Raw genomic sequence first — 19,026 nt, forward strand, 5'->3', positions numbered from 1 at the left:
ACATTTTGAGCCCAACCGACACCGCGCCCGGGTTGTCGCAGAGAATCCACTCCCGTTGGTCCAGATACTCAGGGGCCAAAAACCTGCAACGCCCCGGCTGGCAACGTCCCTGGCGCGGACGCCCAGGCACCACGGCTTTCTTCCCATTTGCACCTATCCATGTCGAACTTTTTTCTGACGACTTTCGTGCCCGCCCTGGGGGTGGTGATCACAGCCCTCTTGCTGATCTACGGCGTTTATTACCGCTGGGTTGATGTGCCGCAGAAGTGGCTGCTTACCCCAGGCGCAGTGGTAGGCATGATCGTGGTGGCGGTGCTGTGCAATGGCTGGCTGGGCGTGAAGATGTACCTGTCACAAAGCGCCCAGCAAGCCTGGCACGACAGCGCCGCCGTGCGCGCCAGCCGCGAGCGCTTTGTGCTGCCGCAAGACTTCCAGTACGGCGAGTTGCTGATCCCGGCGGGCAGCCTCGTCAACCGCACTGACCCGTTTGACCGGGGCGATCCCACCCGCCCGCTGGCCCTGCATGGCATGGATGCGGTGCGATTCCCGCAGCCGGTGGAGGTGGCAGGCGTGCAGGTCATCGCCCTGCAAGTCTTGCCCATGCGCATGGAATTGGCAGATAACCAGCGCATCGGCCCTGTGCACCGCTATGACACCGCCAGCCAGAGCTGGGTGCCCAACAAAGTCGTCCCCTACATCAACTGCAAAAAAGGGCAGATCGCCACCTTCCAGGTGCCGCACATCGACTACGACGTGCGCGCCGAAGTGGGCAAGGCGCCGCCGGACGGCCCCAATGCACGCTTTGCGCCCAGCCAGTGGCTGTTCAAAACCTGCGAAGCCGCTCCGCCCGTCACCGTGCAGCCCGCAGCGCCGGTCGAAGGCGACAAGGTGTGGGTGTTGCCCGCCCCCATAGCCCCTGCCGCACCCGAAACCGCAGAGGGTGCCAGCGCAGCCGCCAGCGCGCCTGCGTTGCCAGCGGAACCGGCAGCATCGGCCACCGCCGCAGCGCCGCCCTCTTCCGCTTCTTCAGCCGCATCCAAATGACGGTCTGGGCCACCGATGGCCCAGGCGATGTCAACGCTGGAGCTGGGCCAGGCGCTCTGGCGTGCCCACATCGGTCCACCGGCCGGTGTAGAGCGACGCGCTGACGCGGCCGAGGTCCATGGCGCGGCGCAGCAAGGGCGCCAAAGGCTGGGCCACGCCGCCAGGGTTGCCCGGTGGGATGTCGCACCACGGCAGCCCAAACAACTCGGCGCGCAGCAAGGCGATGGTGCTGTAGGTGAACCGGGGGGTGGGGTCGTCTGCAGGCAAGTTCATCGCCAGGCCTTCGGGCGACAACCCAAAGTCACCACGCAGATGGTGCTCTGGGTTGGGCACCAGCCACAGGTGGGCCAGGTGGTTGCTGGCCTCAAAGGCGTGCACCGCAGCGGCGTCAAACTTGAAGTCGGGCGCAAACACATCGCCCGCCGCCAGCCAGAACACCGGCCCCAATTGCGGCAGCGCACGGGCAATGCCACCCGCCGTCTCCAGCGCTCCACCAAAATCCACGCCCTCGTGCGAGTATGAAATTGATAGCTGCTCGCGCTTATCCAGCGTGCCCTGGAGGCCAAAATGACTTAAAAATCGGTCGCTAATCTGCTCGCCCAGCCACGCCGTGTTGATCACCGCTTGGCGCACCCCGGCATGCGCCAAGGCTTGCAAATGCCACTGCAACAGCGGCTGGCCCTGCACCACCAGCAAGGGCTTGGGGCAGGTATCGGTCAGCGGGCGCATGCGCTCGCCACGGCCTGCGGCCAGCAGCATGGCGGGCACCTGGTGAGCGCCGGAGGGAGAGGAAAACTGGGGCGACAAAAGGAGCTCCAAAGCGATGGGGATCAGGCCACAGCAGCGCCGGGCGCAGTTGGCGATTGAGGGGCACTGGGCGCAGAGGCCAACTCGCCCCGCTGCAAGGCGTGGCGCTGCACGGTGGTTGCGTCCAACAAGGCCAGCAGCGCGTTCATCAGGGCATGGGCCTTGGCGCTGTGGTCGGCGCCAAAGTTGCACACGTACACGTCCAGTGTCACCGCGGCCTGCTCGGGCCAGGTGTGCACGCACAGGTGCGACTCGGCCAGCAGCACGGTGGCCGTGACGCCGCCAGGGCCATGCACCGTGGCCGGAAAGACATGAAACACCTGCCCCACCGCCTGCAGCCCCGCAGCCTGCACCGCCGCAAGACATGCCTGCCCCAGGGCGGCGGCATCGGTCAGCCACAGCGGCGCGCAGCGGCATCCGTGAAGGTCGGCGGTGAGGTGCAATCCGTGCATGGGGCTGCACTGTAGTGCATCGACCGCCCCCCACGAGAGGTACCGACACGGTGCGCAGGGCAAGCCGAGCGAAGTGAGCGCTGCGGCCCCGGTAAAATAGGCGGTTTCCCTGATTCCACCCACCTGAACTCCAGACCCCATGGCCAACACCCAGCAATCTCAACAGATGGCAAATGCGATCCGCGCATTGGCCATGGACGCCGTTCAACAAGCCAATTCCGGCCACCCCGGCGCCCCCATGGGCATGGCCGACATGGCCGTGGGCCTGTGGGCTCGCCACCTCCAGCACAACCCCACCAACCCCCAGTGGTTTGACCGCGACCGTTTCGTGCTGAGTAACGGCCACGGCTCGATGCTGATTTATGCGCTGCTGCACCTCACGGGCTACGACCTGCCCATGAGCGAGCTCAAGAACTTCCGCCAGCTGCACAGCAAGACCGCAGGCCACCCCGAAGTGGGTGTGACCCCCGGTGTGGAAACCACCACCGGCCCGCTGGGCCAGGGCATCACCAACGCCGTAGGCTTCGCGCTGGCCGAAAAGCTGCTGGCCGCTGAGTTCAACCGCGACGGCCATGCCATCGTTGACCACAACACCTACGCCTTCCTGGGCGACGGCTGCCTGATGGAAGGCATCAGCCAGGAAGCGATTTCTCTGGCAGGCGCCTGGAAGCTGAACAAGCTGATCGCGCTGTACGACGACAACGGCATCTCCATCGACGGCCAAGTCGCCCCCTGGTTTGCCGACAACACCGCCCTGCGCTTTGTCTCGGCCGGCTGGAACGTGATTGGCCCCATCGACGGCCACGACGCCGACAAGGTGGCCGATGCCGTTGCCGAAGCCAAGAAGCAGACCGAGCGTCCTTCGCTCATCATCTGCAAGACCCACATCGGCAAGGGCAGCCCCAACCGCGCCAACACCTCCAAGGCCCACGGCGAGCCCCTGGGCGCTGAAGAAATCAAGCTGACCCGCGAAACACTGGGCTGGACGGCCGAGCCCTTCGTCATCCCCGAAGACGTGTACGCAGGCTGGGACGCCAAGGCCAACGGCCAAAAGGCAGAAGCCGCCTGGAACGACCGCTTTGCCGCCTACAGCAAGGCCTTCCCCGAGCTGGCTGCTGAGTTCACACGCCGCATGAAGGGCGACCTGCCCGCCCACTTTGCCCAAGTGGCCGTGGACACCGTGGTGGCCGCCCACACCAAGGGCGAAACCGTGGCCAGCCGCAAGGCCAGCCAGATTGCCCTGGAAGCCTTCACTGCGGCCCTGCCCGAGCTGCTGGGCGGCTCGGCCGACCTGACCGGCTCCAACCTCACCAATACCAAGAGCACGCCCAACCTGCGCTTTGACCAGCAAGGCGCTGTGGTGCAGACCGAAGTCGAAGGCGGCAAGAAGATCGGTGGCCGGCACATCAACTACGGCGTGCGCGAATTCGGCATGGCCGCCATCATGAACGGCGTGGCACTGCACGGCGGCTTCATCCCCTACGGCGGTACGTTCCTCACGTTCAGCGACTACAGCCGCAACGCCATCCGCATGGCTGCGCTGATGAAGCAGCGCGTGATCCACGTCTTCACGCATGACTCCATCGGCCTGGGTGAAGACGGCCCCACACACCAGTCCATCGAGCACGTGGCCAGCCTGCGCCTGATCCCCAACCTGGACGTGTGGCGCCCCGCCGACACAGTGGAAACCGCCGTGGCCTGGAGCGTGGCCCTGTCCAACCGCACCAAGCCCACGGCGCTGGCCCTGTCGCGCCAAAACCTGCAACACCTCTCGGCCGCAGCCCCCAAGCGCGTGCTGGGCGACATCAGCCGTGGCGCCTACGTGCTGTCTGAGCCTGCCGACGTGGGCCTCAAGAAGAAGGCCCAGGCCGTCATCATCGCCACCGGCTCTGAAGTGCAGCTGGCCATCAAGGCCCAGCGCCTGCTGGCCGACAAAAAGATCGCCGTGCGCGTGGTCTCCATGCCTAGCACCACCACCTTTGACCGCGAAGACGCCAAGTACAAGAGCAGCGTGCTGCCCGCGGGCGTGCCCCGCGTGGCCGTGGAAATGGGCGTGAGCGACGGCTGGTGGAAATACGGCTGCGCCGCCGTGGTGGGCATCGACACCTACGGTGAATCGGCCCCTGCGCCGGTGCTGTTCAAGCACTTCGGCTTCACCGAAGAGAACGTGGCCGACACGGTGCTGGTCGCCATCGGCGCTGCACGCCTGAAGCCCGCCAAAAAGGCCCGCTGACACGCCTCCTGCCCGCTGCGCCCCGCTGCCAGCGGGCGCGGGGCGGCAGGTTCCTGATTTCGACTTTGCAACCTTGGAGAGACTACTAGCTATGACGATCAAGATTGGTATCAACGGTTTCGGCCGTATCGGCCGCAACGTGCTGCGCTCAGCCATCCAGAACTTCAGCGACATTGAAGTGGTGGGCATCAACGACCTGCTGGAGCCCGACTACCTGGCGTACATGCTGCAGTACGACTCGGTACACGGCCGCTTTGACGGCACCGTGGCTGTCGAGGGCAACACCCTGATCGTCAACGGCAAAAAGATCCGACTGACGCAAGAGCGCGACCCCGCCAACCTGAAGTGGAACGAAGTCGGCGCCGACATCGTGATCGAGTCCACCGGCCTGTTCCTGGACAAGGTCACGGCCCAGAAGCACATCGATGCGGGCGCCAAGAAGGTGCTGCTGTCGGCCCCCTCCAAGGACGACACCCCCATGTTCGTGTTTGGCGTGAACCACACCAGCTACGCAGGCCAAGCCATCGTGTCCAACGCCTCGTGCACCACCAACTGCCTGGCCCCCGTGGCCATGGTGCTGAACAACAAGTGGGGCATCAAGCGTGGCCTGATGACCACGGTGCACGCAGCCACCGCCACGCAAAAGACCGTGGACGGCCCATCGAACAAAGACTGGCGCGGCGGCCGCGGCATTCTGGAAAACATCATCCCATCGAGCACTGGCGCCGCCAAGGCCGTGGGCGTGGTGATTCCTGCGCTGAACAAGAAGCTGACCGGCATGTCCTTCCGCGTGCCCACCTCCGACGTGTCGGTGGTGGACTTGACCGTGGAACTGGACAACGCCGCCACCTACGAAGAAATCAAGGCCGAAATGAAAGCGCAGTCCGAAGGCGCACTCAAGGGCGTCTTGGGCTACACTGAAGACAAGGTAGTGGCTACTGACTTCCGTGGCGACACCCGCACCTCCATTTTCGACGCCGACGCAGGCATTGCCCTCGACGGCACGTTCGTGAAGATCGTGAGCTGGTACGACAACGAATGGGGCTATTCGAACAAGTGCCTGGAAATGGTGCGCGTGATTTCCAAGTAATTCATGCCCTGCCGAAGATTTGAGTTGAAGAAGCGATAGAGAAAACTACCACCTTTAAAGCCGGGGCTCCGTCAGGGGCTCCGGCTTTTTTTTTGCCTGCGCGGTGAGGAATGCGGAAGGCCCCTTCTGGACATTGCGCCTTAGCCAGCACCTAGGGGTGCGCGGCAAGGCAGGCTGCCAACGCCGGGGGGGTGGAGTACCGCCCATCGCATACGAACGCTCGTTCAACTCAACGGATCAAACGCCAGACCGTTCGGGCTGAGCCTGTCGAAGCCTTGCGCAGCACTTCGACTGCGCTCAGTGAACGGTTTTATCTTTTTGAATGCCTACGGCCCTCAGGCGGCGAAGTTCTCCGTGTCTACTTCACTGGCACTTTGGGCGTTGTAGCGCCCGCCCACCACGGCCTGCGGTGTGTACAACGCCTGCAGCCGCTCGATCACGCTGGGCGACAGTTGCACCTGCGCAGCGCCCAGGTCATCGTGCAAGTGCTCTACGCTGGTGGTGCCGGGAATGGGAATGATGTGCTCGCCCTTGTGCAGCAGCCACGCAATGGCCAGCTGCGCCAGCGAGCAGCCCACCTCTGTGGCAATGGCGCGGTAGCCGTCCAGCAGCGTCAGGTTGGCGGCATAGTTGTCGGGCGCAAAGCGCGGCATGCTGCGGCGGATGTCCTTGACATCCAGCGTCGATACGTCCGTCAAACCGCCGCACAGATAACCTCGCGCCACCGGGCTGAAGGCCACGAAGGCCACGCCCAACTCACGGCAGGCGTCGAGCACGGCGATCTCAGGGTTGCGCGTCCAAAGCGAATACTCGGTCTGCAGTGCAGCGATGGGGTGCACCGCATGCGCGCGGCGCAGCGTGGCGGCCGACACTTCCGACAAACCAATGCTGCGGATCTTGCCCGCGCGCACCAAGTCGGCCAGCGCGCCCACACTGTCTTCAATGGGCACACTCTTGTCCCAGCGGTGCAGGTAGTACAGGTCAATCACATCGGTCTGCAGGCGGCGCAGACTGTCTTCGCAGGTCTGGCGCAGCGTGGCGGGGCACCCGTCGATCACGCGCACCAGCTTGCCGTCGCCATTCACGTCCACACCCTGCATGCCGCACTTGCTGGCCAGCGTAAAGCGGCTGCGGTGCGGCTTCATCACACGGCCCACCAGGGTTTCGTTGGCGCCAAAGCCATACAGCGTGGCGGTGTCGAACAGTGTCACGCCTGCGTCGAGCGCGGCCAACAGCACGCGCTCGCCCTGCTCGGCAGAAACGGGCGCGCCGTAGGCGTGCGAGAGGTTCATGCAGCCCAGGCCAATGGCCGAGACGGAGAAGGGTCCAAGGTTTCTTTGTTGCATGGTGTGAGCTTACGGGAAGTGGGGCAGCCTGCTGGGTGGGTCGGGCTTGGGGGGGTGAAGGGCTGGTAGCCATCAAGCGCTGTGCACCAACCGCCAAGCTATAGTTTGCTGCGGTAGCACTTGCCGGGTTTTACGGATTTTTAATGCCTGTTTTTTTGAGCAGTGCATCGACCACAATTCCAAGCTGCAAGTCGCTCTCGGGAGGAACCCATGTCCAGAATATCCCGCACGCCCCAGTTTATTCCGCAGGTTTTGCGGTCTAAATTACGTTGGGCCTGCATGCTGCGGTTCATTTTCCCACTCTGTGTGCTTGCTTTAAACATAGGAACATCAATGGCCAAGGATATTTTTGTCCACTCGCACAACCAAACCTCCAATCGACAAGCCGTTTTCCAAGACGATGAGAGCGTTGCATACCTCTACTTAACGAGGCCTGGAACTCAAAAGCCAGAAAAAGATGCGATTGCGTATTCCCGTGTTCCGTTAGTTGCTGAGGTCAACTGGTCAAAGGTCAACGAAACCAGAGAGACACCTCTCCTCTCACAAGACATCGCCAGCTCAACCGCATTAGTAGAAAACCCGCTTGAGGCCGATTTTTCGTTCAAATGGTCTACTGACGGGCATGCGGTCGCTCTGCTTCGAAACAGTATCCCTATCGCCTTTGCATCAGCGTCAGACAAGTTTGGTTATTCCAAAGCTGTCGCCAAATCTTCTCCACTCGCAAATGCTTGGGATCAAAAGCGCTATGAAGCACTTTTCACCAAATAGCCCCAACCCGGCGCTCAACCCCGCTCCTTTCAGTCGCTGGACGCTGCGCGATAAAGCCGCGCAGCACCGATTAGCTCTACGTTAGAAAGCTCATTTCGGTGATCGATCCGCCGTGCATTACTGCTGTTCCTACCCCCTTCGCCTCAGACGAAACGATTGACGTTTCGTCGGTGGAATTTTCGTCTGATGGCCTAGCTATTTCGGTCTCGTCAGCTCACTGGGATGCGAAGGTAACGTTCACACAGACATACGGGTTTCGCGTGTTGGACGAACTGGACCTGACAGAGTTCTGGTCGCAATGCTCCCTGCGTGACGGCTGGTTCTTCGAAGTCACAGCCAATGGTTGGAAGGCCTTGGAGCTCTCCCGTCCAACCTTCTTTTCTGGTCGCCAAACTTGGGTGCGCGAGTATTTGGTTATCAGTCGCAACGAGTGCGTGTCTGTCCTAACCAAAGAAGATCCAACGGTTGTTGCCGCCGCGCCTTCTACCCTCTCGCTGCAGCGGACGGCCACGCCGCCGGCTGAATTTCAACGTTAGGCGTCGCAAATACCACCATGCCCAACACATCACCGTTTCCAGCCGAAGGCGGTTGCGACTGTCGCGCTGTCCGCTATCGCATCCAGTCTGCCCCACTGGTGGTGCATTGCTGCCACTGCCGCTGGTGTCAGCGGGAGTCGGGGGCTTCCTTTGCGCTCAATGCAATGATTGAGGCTGATCGCGTCACCTCCATCGGTATTGAGCCGGAAGTGGTAGACACGCCGTCTGCCAGCGGCGCAGGACAGCGCATTGCCCGCTGCCCGCAATGCAAGGTGGCCGTCTGGAGCAACTACGCCGGCTCCGGGCCTGTTGTCCGGTTTGTCCGTGTGGGCACGCTCGACAATCCCGATCAGCTCCCACCAGACGTCCATATCTTCACATCGTCCAAACAGCCATGGGTGCCGCTGCCGGCGGCGACACCCGCCTTCCCTGAGTACTACGATCGTGAGGAGGTCTGGGCCGCAAGCAGCCTCGAACGTCGCAAGGCGCTCCTACCCGCAATTGAGGCCTACCAAGCCTCGCGGCGCGGCGACGCCTGACCAGCCTTCAAAAAGGCGAAGCCCCTTGTAGCCCACGCCCATGCTCAAGCAACAGCTTCTTCAGGCGCTTGCCACCATCGACAGGCTGACGGCCGAACCCTCTCCTGTGTCGGGCGGAACCGCCCTTTTCTATCAGGGGCGGGAGTTTGCGCACTTTCACCATGACAACGAGCTGGATTTGCGACTGACCAAGAAGGTCATTCAAGCAGAGGGGTTGGCTCACCCCACTGGCTCCGTCCACCACCCTACCCGCTCGCCTTCATCGCCCTGGATCGAAGTGCGCTTCAGAACAGCGAGTGAAGTGGAACGAACTGCTGAGCTGGTCAAGCTTGCTATCGCCCAGCTCTAGACCGCCTCGCTACGCCCACACCCGTTCTACCCATTCACCTGCGGCGTTCGCGACAAGCCCCGCCCGCCATTGCATGGACAATCTGGCCATGTCTGGCACCACTTCTTCACCCACATCTTCCCCCCGCCCCGTGCTGATTGCCGGTGGCGGTATCGGTGGCATGGCCACTGCGCTCACCTTGCACCAGATCGGCGTGCCCTGCATTGTTTTTGAAACGGTGCCAGAGCTGCAGCCACTGGGCGTGGGCATCAACCTGCAGCCCAATGCGGTGCGCGAGCTGCACGACCTGGGCTTTGGCAACGAGGTGCTAGACAACATTGGCCTGCAGGCGCGTGAGTGGGCGCTGGTGGGGCGCAATGGCAATGAGGTGTATGCCGAGCCGCGTGGCCTGGATGCGGGCTACCGCTGGCCGCAGTACGGGGTGCACCGGGGGCAGTTGCAGATGATGCTGTTCAACGCCGTGAAAGAGCGGCTGGGCGAAGGCGCCGTGCACCTGGGGCAGCGCGTGGTGGGCTATCGGCAGGATGCCGATGGGGTCACCGCACTCATCGAGACGCGCGATGGCGAAAGGCGCGAAGTGGCGGGCTCTCTGCTGGTGGCGGCCGATGGCCTGCACTCGGCCGTGCGGGCGCAAATGCACCCCACGCAGCCGCCCATTCAGTGGGGCGGCGCCATCATGTGGCGCGGCACTACGCCGGGGGTGCCGGTGCGCACGGGAGCGTCGTTTGTGGGCCTGGGCTCGCTGCGGCACCGCGTAGTGTTCTACCCCATCACGCCGCCTGACCCGGCCACTGGCCTGGCCACCATCAACTGGATTGCCGAGATCACGGTAGACAACCAGGGCGGCTGGCAGCAAGGCGACTGGAACCGGCGCGTGGCTGTGGAAGATTTCATCCACCACTTTGAAGGCTGGAACTACAGCTGGATGGACGTGCCCGCCATGCTGCGCGGCGCCAAAGATGTGTTTGAGTACCCCATGATTGACCGCGACCCGGTGCCCACCTGGGTAGACGGGCGCGTGGCGCTGCTGGGCGATGCGGCGCATGTGATGTACCCCGTGGGCTCCAACGGTGCGAGCCAGGCCATTGTGGACGCGCGTGTGCTGGGGGCGCAGCTGGTGGCGCACGGCGTGGGCCCGCAAGCGCTGCGCGCCTACGACGACAAGCTGTGCAAAGACATCTCGGCCCTGGTGCTGCGCAACCGGGGCTCTGGCCCGTTTGGCCTGCTGGGGCTGGTGGACGAGCGCTGCGGCGGTGTGTTCGACCACATTGACGACGTGCTGCCGCGCGAGGAGCGCGAGGGCTTCATGGCCCGCTACAAGGCGGCGGCGGGCTTTGCGATCGAGACGCTGAATGCGGCGCCGCCCACCATTGCGCCGGGGCAGCGCGTGGCGGCAAGCTGAAAGCAACTCTGGCGGCGTCGCGTGGACAGAGGCGCCGTCAATCAAAAATGCTATTAAAATAATAGCTGCCAGCGCTTATTAAATAAGCGCTGGCAGCCTATTTGGCTTGAAATCGACCTGAAATCAGCCTGCGTTGAGCTGCAACTCCAGGTCGTGCAGCACTTGGTAGCAAGGCAGCACCTGCGCCACGCTGGCGTTGGGCTCGCGGCCTTCCTTGATGGCGGCGAAGAACTCGCGGTCTTGCAGTTCGATGCCGTTCATGGACACATCGACCTGGCTCACGTCGATCTTCTCTTCCTTGCCGTTGACCAGGTCGTCATAGCGGGCGATGTAGGTGCCCGTGTCGCCGATGTAGCGGAAGAAGGTGCCCAGGGGGCCGTCGTTGTTGAACGAGAGCGACAGCGTGCAGATGGCGCCGTTGGCGGCCTTGAGCTGGATGCTCATGTCCATGGCAATGCCCAGCGTGGGGTGGATGGGGCCCTGGATGGCGTTGGCTTTGACGACGGGGCTGCCTGCCTGGTAGGCGAACAGGTCCACCGTGTGCGCAGCGTGGTGCCACAGCAGGTGGTCCGTCCAGCTGCGGGCCTGGCCCAGCGCGTTCATGTTGGTGCGACGAAAGAAGTAGGTCTGCACATCCATCTGCTGGATGTTGAACTCGCCCGCCGTGATCTTCTTGTGCACGTACTGGTGGCTGGGGTTGAAGCGGCGGGTGTGGCCGCACATGGCGACCAGGCCGGTCTGCTTTTGCAGGTCGACCACGGCCTGGCCTTCGCTCAGGATGTCGCACAGCGGGATTTCAACCTGCACATGCTTGCCCGCTTGCAGGCAGGCGATGGACTGGCTGGCGTGCATCTGCGTGGGCGTGCACAGAATCACAGCGTCCACTTCCTTGATGGCCAGGCTGTCTTCGAGCTTGGTGGTGACGTGCTTGATACCGTACTTGTCGGCCACTTCCTGGGTCTTGGCCAGGTCGCGGCTGATGAGGGAGACGACTTCAACACCGTCGATGTTTTTGATGCCGTCCAGGTGCTTGATGCCGAAGGCGCCAGCGCCTGCGAGTGCGACTTTGATAGTCATGGTGTGTGTGTCCTTTTACGTGTTCTCAAGAATCAGATGGCCCACGGCGGTGTTCGACGCGGGCACATGGTAGAAGCGGTGCGCCAGCTTCGGTGGCTTGCCTCCAGCCACATCGTCCATGGCACCGCGCGCGATGAGCCACATCACGAGCTCGATGCCTTCGCTGCCCGCTTCGCGCACGTAGTCGATGTGCGGGATGCTGGCGGCGGCCTCGGGGTCGTTGATGAGCTTGTCGAGGAAAGCGTTGTCAAACTCTTTGTTGATGAGACCAGCGCGTGGGCCCTGCAGCTGGTGGCTCATGCCGCCCGTGCCCCAGATGTGCACGTTCAGGTCTTCGTCATAGCTCTCTACCGCCTTGCGGATCGCCTGGCCAAGGTTGTAGCAGCGGCGGCCGCTGGGCACGGGGTACTGCACCACGTTGACGGCAAACGGAATCACTGGGCAGGGCCAGGCGCCGGTCTTGGGGTCTTGCTCGCCGCACAGCAGCGACAGCGGCACTGTGAGGCCGTGATCCACGTCCATCTTGTTGACGATGGTGAGGTCAAAGTCTTGCTGAATCACGCTTTGCGCGATGTGGCTGGCCAGCGCAGGGTGGCCCTGCACCACGGGTACGGGGCGGGGGCCCCAGCCCTCGTCGGCGGGCTGGTACTGCGCAGCCGTGCCAATGGCAAAGGTGGGGATCAAATCCAGGCTGAAGGCCGTGGCGTGGTCGTTGTAGACCAGAAAGATCACGTCGGGCTTGTTGTCCTTCATCCATTGCTTGGAGAAGTCGTAGCCCGCGAACAGTGGCTTCCAGTAGTCTTCTTGCGTCTTGCCCAGGTCCAGCGCGGCGCCAATGGCAGGCACGTGCGACGTGAACACGGAGGCGGTGATCTTGGCCATGGTCAGTTTCCTTTCTTGCCCGCCGCACCTTGCGGCTGGCGGTGCGCCTGTGCGTCGCCGTCTTCACCGATCACGCGGTTGCCGTTGGCCGAGCGGCCGCCGCCAATCATCATGTTGCGGTATTCCTCTTCGGTCATGCCGGTCATGCTGCCGGCCATCTGCTGAAAGCTCCGGCCATCGGTGGCGCCGATCTTGGCCAGGAAGTAGATGTTGCCGCCCAGGCGGATGCACCAGTTCAGGTCGCGTGCCAGCACGGCCTGCTTTTGCTCTTCGGTCATGGCCCACTCGTCCAGGTAGGCGCGCTCGTTGGCCTTGAAGCGCTCGCGGTTCTCGGCCTTCATCAGGCTCATGCAGAACTGGTTGAGCCAGTAGCCCATGCGGCTTTGTTCGGCGTCAAAGATGGTCGTGCCGGGCACGTCCAGGTAGGGTTTATCAAGAGACATGGTGTCAGTCTTCCACAGTGACTTCTTCGGGCCAGTACAGGCGCATGGGGTTGCCTACCAGCAGCTTTTGCTGCAGCTCGGCCGTGGGCGCGATGTGCGGGATGAAGTCCACCAGCAGGCCGTCGTCGGGCATGTGGTCCTTGAGGTTGGGGTGCGGCCAGTCGGTGCCCCACAGCACACGGTCGGGAAACTCTTGCACCACGCGCCGCGCGAACGGGATCACGTCGGTGTAGGCGTTCTGTTCACCGTTCAGGGCCTTGGGGCCGGTCACAGACAGGCGCTCGGGGCAGCTCACCTTGCTCCACACATTGGGGTGCTGGCGCATGAACTTCAGGAACAGCTCAAACTCAGGCCCATCGACAGGCTTGTTCACATCGGGGCGACCCATGTGGTCTACCACCACGGTGGTGGGCAGTGCGGTGAAGAAGTCCCACAGCTCGGGCAGGTCCACCGCCTCAAAGTAGATCACCACGTGCCAGCCCAGCTTGTGGATGCGCGCGGCAATTTCCATCAGCTCGTCCTTGGGCGTGAAGTCCACCAGGCGCTTGACGAAGTTAAAGCGCACACCGCGCACACCAGCGTCATGCATGGCCTGCAGTTCTTGGTCGGTCACCGAGCGCTTGACGGTGGCCACGCCCCGCGCCTTGCCGCCCGAATGGACCAGCGCATCGACCATGGCGCGGTTGTCCGCACCGTGGCAGGTGGCCTGCACCACCACGTTGCGCGCAAAGCCCAGGTGGTCGCGCAGCGCGTACAGCTGCGCCTTGCTGGCGTCGCAGGGGGTGTACTTGCGCTCTGGGGCGTACGGAAATTCTGCACCGGGGCCGAAGACGTGGCAGTGGGCGTCCACCGCGCCAGCGGGTACTTGGAAGCGGGGCTTGGTGGGGCCGGTATACCAGTCAAGCCAGCCTGGGGTTTTGGTGAAATCACCGGAAGTAGGTTTGGACATGCTTCACTTTCAAGAAGGGTTTAATCCAGTTCAATCTTGGCGCGCCGAATGATGTTTTCGTGGCGTGCCGACTCAGATGTGATGAAGTCCGCCAGCTGCTTCCTGTCCAGCGCCAGCGATTCGTAGCCGAAGTTGATGAAACGCTCTTTCACATCGGCTCCGGCCATGGCCTCGGCCACGTCGGCGCGGATTTTTTCGCGGATGGCGGCGTTCAGCTCTTTGGGTCCGGCCACCACGTTCCAGCCGCTGACTTCGTACGGGGCCTTGGGGCCGCCCGATTCGGCCACGGTCGGCACATCTGGAAACGCAGGCAGGCGGTAAGGGGCCGCCACTGCAATGGGCCTGAGCTTGCCCGCCTTGATCAAGGGCCCCGCGGTGCCCGCAGTTCCCATGGTGAAAGGCAGGTCCCCATTGGCCACGGAGGTGTAGAGCTGGGTGGTTTCCTTGAACAGCACATGCTGGAGCTTCAAGCCTGCAATCTGTGCCAGCTCTTCCATGCCCAGGTGCACCGGATTACCGATGGACCATGAGCCGTAGTCCAGCTTGCCGGGGTTGGCTTTGGCATCGGCGATCACATCGCCAATGGTCTGGTACTTGCTGTTGGTGGGCACCACAAAGTACATGAAGCTTTTGAAAATGGGTGCGATGACCTGAAAGTCCTTGGCCGGGTCGTAGGGCAGCTTCTTGAACATGTAGGGGTAGGCGGCCAAATGCACGCTGTCCAGTTGGATCAGGTCATGCCCATCCTTGGCGCCGCGCTTGAAGGCGTCGATGGCAATGAAGCCATTGCCACCAGGGCGGTTGTCCACCACCACCGGTTTGCCCCATTTTTTGGACAGTTTGTCGGCCAGCACACGGGCCATGGCGTCGGGCGCACCGCCGGTGGGGTAAGGCGAAATCAAACGCACCGACTTGGTGGGCCAGTCGCTTGCGCTTTGCCCCCAGGCCAGGCTGCAAGCCCCGGCCAGGGCTACAGGCAACAGCCAGGACACCAGCGTGCGCCGGCGCGAATCAAAGGAAGTAGGGCTGAACATGCGGTGTCTCCTGGGTTGTCGTTGTGTGTGCCTGGGCGCGCTGAATTCGCTCAGTCAGGCTTGATGTTGGCCTCACGCACCAGCTTTTCGTAGCGCCGCCGTTCACTGCGAATGAGCTGCGCAAACTGCTCGGAACTGCCGGGCAGCACCTCACCACCCACGGCGGTCATGCGCTCACGCACCTCTTTGGTCTGCAGGGCCTTTTGCACCTCGTCGTGCAGGCGGGCCACGACGGCCTTGGGGGTGGCAGCAGGGGCCACCAGGCCGTACCACACCGCCGCTTCAAAGCCTGGAAATCCGGACTCCGCAATCGTGGGAACGTCCGGGAAAATAGGGGTTCGGTTGGCGCTGAGTACCGCCAGCACCTTGAGCTTTCCGCTCTTGGCGTGGGGCTGTACTTCCAACGCGTTGACAGCCACCAGCGGCACCTGACCACCGATCACATCCGTCAGCGCAGCAGCACCACCGCGGTAGGGCACATGCTGCAACTGGATACCGGCCTCGCGCTCCAGCAGCTCAATGGCCATGTGCGGCGTGGAGCCATTGCCGGGCGAGGCGTAGGCCAGCACACCCGGCTTGGCTTTGGCAGACTGCAGCAGCGCTTGCAGCGAACCGATGCCCGCATTGGCCCCCGCCGCCAGCACCACAGGCACACGGCCTACCAGCGAGATCGCCACCAGGTCTTTTTCGGCATCGAACGGCATGGGCTGGTACAGCGACATGTTGGCCGCCAACGCGTTGGCCGCCATCATCAGGGTGTAGCCATCCGCCTCTGCGGCAATGACGGACTTGACCGCAATGTTGGAGCCCGCACCGGGCTTGTTGTCCACGATCACCGGCTGACCCAGGCTTTGTGACAGCACCTGCCCAATGGCTCGGGCCACCGCATCCACCGCGCCCCCAGCGGCATAGCCCACCACGATGCGAATGGGGCGAGCCGGGTAAGCGGCCTGCGCCAAGGCATGGGGTGCCGCCGTGGCTGCCGCCAAGGCGGCGGCCGAAGCCAGCCACACGCGGCGGCTGGGCAAGACCGAGGACAAGGGACGTGCAGTCATACAGCGGGCTCCTGGGGATAGGGGTGATCGTGGCGTGGCGCTCAATCCAGCGACACGTTGGCCTTCTTGATCACCTCACCAAAGCGGCGGCTCTCGCTCTGGATGAACTGGCCAAACTTCTCACGGGAGATGGGGAAAGGTTCGTAGCCAAAGCTCTTGTACTTCTCCAGCACCTCGGGCGAGGCCAAGGCGTCGGTAATGTCCTTGCGGATCTTGTCGGTCACGGCTGCAGGCAGGCCGGGTGGCACGGCAATGGCATTCCAGCCAGTCACTTCAAAGTCCTTGGGTCCTCCGGACTCCGCGGTCGTAGGCACGTCGGCGTAAGAGCCCACACGCTGCGGGCCCGTCACCGCCAGGAAGCGCAGCTTGCCCGCGCGTTGCAGCGGGCCCGCTGTCGCCGCGGTTCCCAAGGCGAAGGACAAATCACCCGTGGACACCGAGGTGTAGAGCTGCGTCGTCTCCTTGAACACCACATGCTCCATCTGGGTGCCCGTCATGCTCTCGAGCAATTCGGAGCCCAGGTGCACGGGGTTGCCGATGGACCACGAGCCATAGTTAAGCTTGCCGGGGTTGGCCTTGGCATCGGCAATGATGTCCCCCACGCTCTTGTACTTGCTGTCGACACCCACCGTGAAAAAGAAGTAGGCCTTGAACAGCGGCAGCAGCGGGTCGAAGTCCTTCGCTGCGTCATACGGCAGCTTCTTGAACAGGCTGGGGTATGCGGCCAGGTGCACGTTGTCGAGCACGATCAGGTCATGGCCATCCTTGGCGCCACGCTTGAAGGCATCAATGGCAATGAAACCATTGCCACCGGGGCGGTTCTCCACCACCACCGACTGCCCCCAGGACTTAGAGAGCTTATCGGCCATGATGCGGGCCACGCCGTCAGGGCCGCCACCCACCGGGAAGGGGGTGATGATGCGCACGGGCTTGGTCGGGAACTGCTGCGCAGCCGCCCACTGGGGAGCCAGCCCCAAGGTAGCGGCCAAGCCAAGTGCCAGGGCGGCGGTGCGTCGTGTCATGGGGTGAAAAGATGCCATGGTTGTCTCCGTTGCGGTCCAAGGTTTACTATCAAATTAATAGCTTGCTGCGCTTATTCTTATTGCGCCGCAAGCCCTTTTTATCAGACCTCTGCAGGTCTTTGATCCATTCAGTCGATGTAACGCAGCCCCTTTTTCTCCAGCGGCTCGCGCATCTTGTACATGTCCAGCCCCAGCACGCCGCTGGCCAGTTTGGCGCGCTTTTCGCCTTCAAAGCTCTCGCGCTTTTGCGCGGCTTCCAGCGTCTGCGCGGCGCGGGCGGAGGGCACGCAGACCACGCCATCGTCATCGGCCACGATCACATCGCCGGGTGCGACGAGCATGCCGGCGCACACCACAGGGATGTTCACGGAGCCGATGGTTTCTTTGATGCAGCCTTTGCTGGAGATGCACTTACTCCACACCGGGAAGTTCATCTCGTTGAGCGTGCGCACATCGCGCACCCCTGCGTCGATGATGAGCGCCCGAGCACCACGGGCTTGGAACGACGTGGCCAGCAAGTCGCCAAAGTAGCCATCGGTGCATTCAGCGGTGATGGCCGCCACGACGATGTCACCGGGCTGGATCTGCTCTGCGGCCACATGCATCATCCAGTTGTCGCCGGGGTGCAGCAGCACCGTCACGGCCGTGCCGCTGACCTGCACACCCGTCTGGATGGGGCGCATGTAGGGCTTGAGCAGGCCGACGCGGCCCATGGCTTCGTGCACGGTGGCAGAGCCAAGAGCAGCCAGGCCATCGGCGGCTGCGCGGTCCGCGCGGTTGATGTTGCGGTAAACAACGCCGAGTTCGTACATGGTGGTTTCTCTTCAAGTCTGGTGAGTGGTATCGGTTGGAACCTGTATGCGCGGTTCATCCCTGTCCGTTCGGGCTGAGCTTGTCGAAGCCGTGCGCGGCGCTTCGACAGGCTCAGCGTGAACGGGTGCGGGGTGTCACAGCCCCTTGGCCTTCAGGCGCGCATCAAGGCGGGAAAACACACGGCGCACGTTGCCTTCGTAGATCTGGTGCTTGTCATCGGCACTCAATATCTTGGACGCTTCGATATAGCGCTTGGTGTCGTCGTAGTAGTTGCCCGTGGTGGGATCAATGCCGCGCACGGCGCCGATCATTTCGCTGGCAAACAGCACGTTTTTCACCGGGATCACGGTGTTGAGCAAGTCAATACCGGGCTGGTGGTACACGCAGGTGTCGAAGTACACGTTGTGCATCAGGTGCTCATCCAGCAGCGGCTTCTTCATCTCCTGCGCCAGGCCACGGAAACGGCCCCAGTGGTAGGGCACCGCGCCGCCGCCGTGCGGGATCAGGAACTTGAGCGTGGGGAAGTCCTTGAACAGATCGCCCTGGATGAGCTGCATGAAGGCCGTGGTGTCGGCATTCAGATAGTGCGCGCCGGTGGTGTGAAAGCACGCGTTGCAGCTGGTGCTCACGTGGATCATGGCGGGCAGGTCGTACTCCACCATCTTTTCGTAGATGGGGTACCAGTGCTTGTCGGTCAGCGGCGGGCTGGTCCAGTGGCCGCCCGATGGGTCGGGGTTCAGGTTGATGCCCACCGCACCGTATTCCTTCACGCACTTTTCCAGCTCAGGGATGCAGGTGGCAGGGTCCACGCCAGGGCTTTGCGGCAGCATGGCCACGGGCACGAAATGGTCGGGGAACAGGGTGGAGACGCGATGGCACAGCTCATTGCAGATGGCAGCCCAGGTGCTGGACACATTGAAGTCGCCAATGTGGTGGGCCATGAAGCTGGCGCGCGGGCTGAACAGCGTGATGTCGCTGCCGCGCTCTTTCATCAGCTTGAGCTGATTAGCCTCGATGGACTCGCGCAGTTCGTCGTCGCTGATCTTCAGGTCAGCCACTTTGGGCATGGCGGCTGGGTCTTTGATGCCGGCGATCTGCGCATTGCGCCAGTTCTCCAGCGCCTTGGGGGCCGTGGTGTAGTGGCCGTGGCAGTCGATGATGAGGCTCATGGGTTTGCTCCTAGGA

At 62.9% G+C, this 19,026-nt stretch carries 20 protein-coding genes; 8 read left to right on the plus strand and 12 right to left on the minus strand.

Annotated features, from left to right (window positions below; translation table 11 throughout):
- Positions 1-159: 159 nt before the first annotated feature.
- Positions 160-1,044, plus strand: a complete 885-nt coding sequence (locus tag C8C98_RS06210; protein ID WP_121453551.1) for a hypothetical protein — start codon at positions 160-162, stop codon at positions 1,042-1,044.
- A gap of 30 nt (positions 1,045-1,074) precedes the next feature.
- Here the strand turns inward: C8C98_RS06210 and C8C98_RS06215 are convergent, their stop codons facing one another.
- Together C8C98_RS06215 and speD are read right to left on the minus strand one after the other, a co-directional pair.
- Positions 1,075-1,803 (minus strand): nucleotidyltransferase family protein, encoded by a 729-nt coding sequence (locus C8C98_RS06215; protein WP_121453552.1) that lies wholly within the window; start codon positions 1,801-1,803, stop codon positions 1,075-1,077.
- Positions 1,804-1,874: 71 nt separating this feature from the next.
- Positions 1,875-2,303: an adenosylmethionine decarboxylase gene (speD, locus tag C8C98_RS06220; RefSeq protein WP_121453553.1), complete on the minus strand. Its 429-nt coding sequence runs from the start codon at positions 2,301-2,303 to the stop codon at positions 1,875-1,877.
- Positions 2,304-2,442: 139 nt separating this feature from the next.
- On the opposite strand from speD, the gene tkt reads away from it, so the two are divergent.
- Both tkt and gap read left to right on the plus strand, forming a co-directional pair.
- Positions 2,443-4,536 (plus strand): transketolase, encoded by a 2,094-nt coding sequence (tkt, locus tag C8C98_RS06225; RefSeq protein ID WP_121453554.1) that lies wholly within the window; start codon positions 2,443-2,445, stop codon positions 4,534-4,536.
- 91 nt (positions 4,537-4,627) lie between these two features.
- Positions 4,628-5,626, plus strand: coding sequence for a type I glyceraldehyde-3-phosphate dehydrogenase (gap, locus tag C8C98_RS06230; protein ID WP_121453555.1), 999 nt, complete (start codon positions 4,628-4,630; stop codon positions 5,624-5,626).
- A 335-nt stretch (positions 5,627-5,961) separates the two neighbouring features.
- Here gap and C8C98_RS06235 read toward each other — a convergent pair whose 3' ends face one another.
- Positions 5,962-6,972 carry an aldo/keto reductase gene (locus tag C8C98_RS06235; protein ID WP_121453556.1) on the minus strand — a complete coding sequence of 337 codons (1,011 nt, stop codon included), beginning with the start codon at positions 6,970-6,972 and terminating at the stop codon, positions 5,962-5,964.
- Between the two features lie 210 nt (positions 6,973-7,182).
- Here C8C98_RS06235 and C8C98_RS21500 point away from each other — a divergent pair, with 210 nt between their 5' ends.
- From C8C98_RS21500 to C8C98_RS06250, 5 genes are all read left to right on the plus strand, one after another.
- Complete coding sequence (locus C8C98_RS21500) at positions 7,183-7,740, plus strand: hypothetical protein (protein ID WP_147436332.1); 558 nt, start codon at positions 7,183-7,185, stop codon at positions 7,738-7,740.
- A 263-nt stretch (positions 7,741-8,003) separates the two neighbouring features.
- Positions 8,004-8,276: a hypothetical protein gene (locus C8C98_RS21505; protein WP_147436333.1), complete on the plus strand. Its 273-nt coding sequence runs from the start codon at positions 8,004-8,006 to the stop codon at positions 8,274-8,276.
- 17 nt (positions 8,277-8,293) lie between these two features.
- Positions 8,294-8,815 (plus strand): GFA family protein, encoded by a 522-nt coding sequence (locus tag C8C98_RS06240; RefSeq protein WP_121453557.1) that lies wholly within the window; start codon positions 8,294-8,296, stop codon positions 8,813-8,815.
- 40 nt (positions 8,816-8,855) lie between these two features.
- Positions 8,856-9,164 carry a luciferase family protein gene (locus C8C98_RS06245; protein ID WP_121453558.1) on the plus strand — a complete coding sequence of 103 codons (309 nt, stop codon included), beginning with the start codon at positions 8,856-8,858 and terminating at the stop codon, positions 9,162-9,164.
- Positions 9,165-9,252: 88 nt separating this feature from the next.
- Positions 9,253-10,566: a flavin-dependent oxidoreductase gene (locus C8C98_RS06250; protein WP_121456068.1), complete on the plus strand. Its 1,314-nt coding sequence runs from the start codon at positions 9,253-9,255 to the stop codon at positions 10,564-10,566.
- A 123-nt stretch (positions 10,567-10,689) separates the two neighbouring features.
- Here C8C98_RS06250 and C8C98_RS06255 read toward each other — a convergent pair whose 3' ends face one another.
- The 9 genes from C8C98_RS06255 to C8C98_RS06295 form a co-directional block, all read right to left on the minus strand.
- Complete coding sequence (locus tag C8C98_RS06255) at positions 10,690-11,643, minus strand: Gfo/Idh/MocA family oxidoreductase (RefSeq protein WP_121453559.1); 954 nt, start codon at positions 11,641-11,643, stop codon at positions 10,690-10,692.
- A 15-nt stretch (positions 11,644-11,658) separates the two neighbouring features.
- Positions 11,659-12,525 carry a class III extradiol dioxygenase subunit beta gene (locus C8C98_RS06260; protein WP_121453560.1) on the minus strand — a complete coding sequence of 289 codons (867 nt, stop codon included), beginning with the start codon at positions 12,523-12,525 and terminating at the stop codon, positions 11,659-11,661.
- A 2-nt stretch (positions 12,526-12,527) separates the two neighbouring features.
- Entirely contained in the window at positions 12,528-12,968 is a 441-nt protein-coding gene (ligA, locus tag C8C98_RS06265; protein WP_121453561.1) for a protocatechuate 4,5-dioxygenase subunit alpha, read from the minus strand.
- A gap of 4 nt (positions 12,969-12,972) precedes the next feature.
- The gene (locus C8C98_RS06270; protein WP_121453562.1) at positions 12,973-13,917 is read right to left on the minus strand and encodes an amidohydrolase family protein; all 945 of its coding nucleotides are present in this window, start codon (positions 13,915-13,917) and stop codon (positions 12,973-12,975) included.
- A gap of 20 nt (positions 13,918-13,937) precedes the next feature.
- Complete coding sequence (locus C8C98_RS06275; protein ID WP_121453563.1) at positions 13,938-14,951, minus strand: tripartite tricarboxylate transporter substrate binding protein; 1,014 nt, start codon at positions 14,949-14,951, stop codon at positions 13,938-13,940.
- 50 nt (positions 14,952-15,001) lie between these two features.
- On the minus strand, positions 15,002-16,006 hold the full coding sequence (locus tag C8C98_RS06280) for a tripartite tricarboxylate transporter substrate binding protein (protein ID WP_121453564.1): 1,005 nt from the start codon (positions 16,004-16,006) through the stop codon (positions 15,002-15,004).
- A gap of 41 nt (positions 16,007-16,047) precedes the next feature.
- Positions 16,048-17,046 carry a tripartite tricarboxylate transporter substrate binding protein gene (locus C8C98_RS06285; protein WP_121453565.1) on the minus strand — a complete coding sequence of 333 codons (999 nt, stop codon included), beginning with the start codon at positions 17,044-17,046 and terminating at the stop codon, positions 16,048-16,050.
- A 110-nt stretch (positions 17,047-17,156) separates the two neighbouring features.
- The gene (ligK, locus tag C8C98_RS06290; RefSeq protein WP_121453566.1) at positions 17,157-17,840 is read right to left on the minus strand and encodes a 4-carboxy-4-hydroxy-2-oxoadipate aldolase/oxaloacetate decarboxylase; all 684 of its coding nucleotides are present in this window, start codon (positions 17,838-17,840) and stop codon (positions 17,157-17,159) included.
- Positions 17,841-17,975: 135 nt separating this feature from the next.
- Positions 17,976-19,010, minus strand: coding sequence for an amidohydrolase family protein (locus C8C98_RS06295; protein ID WP_121453567.1), 1,035 nt, complete (start codon positions 19,008-19,010; stop codon positions 17,976-17,978).
- Positions 19,011-19,026 lie beyond the last annotated feature (16 nt).

The sequence above is a fragment of the Acidovorax sp. 106 genome (genome assembly GCF_003663825.1).
Classification (GTDB): domain Bacteria; phylum Pseudomonadota; class Gammaproteobacteria; order Burkholderiales; family Burkholderiaceae_C; genus Acidovorax.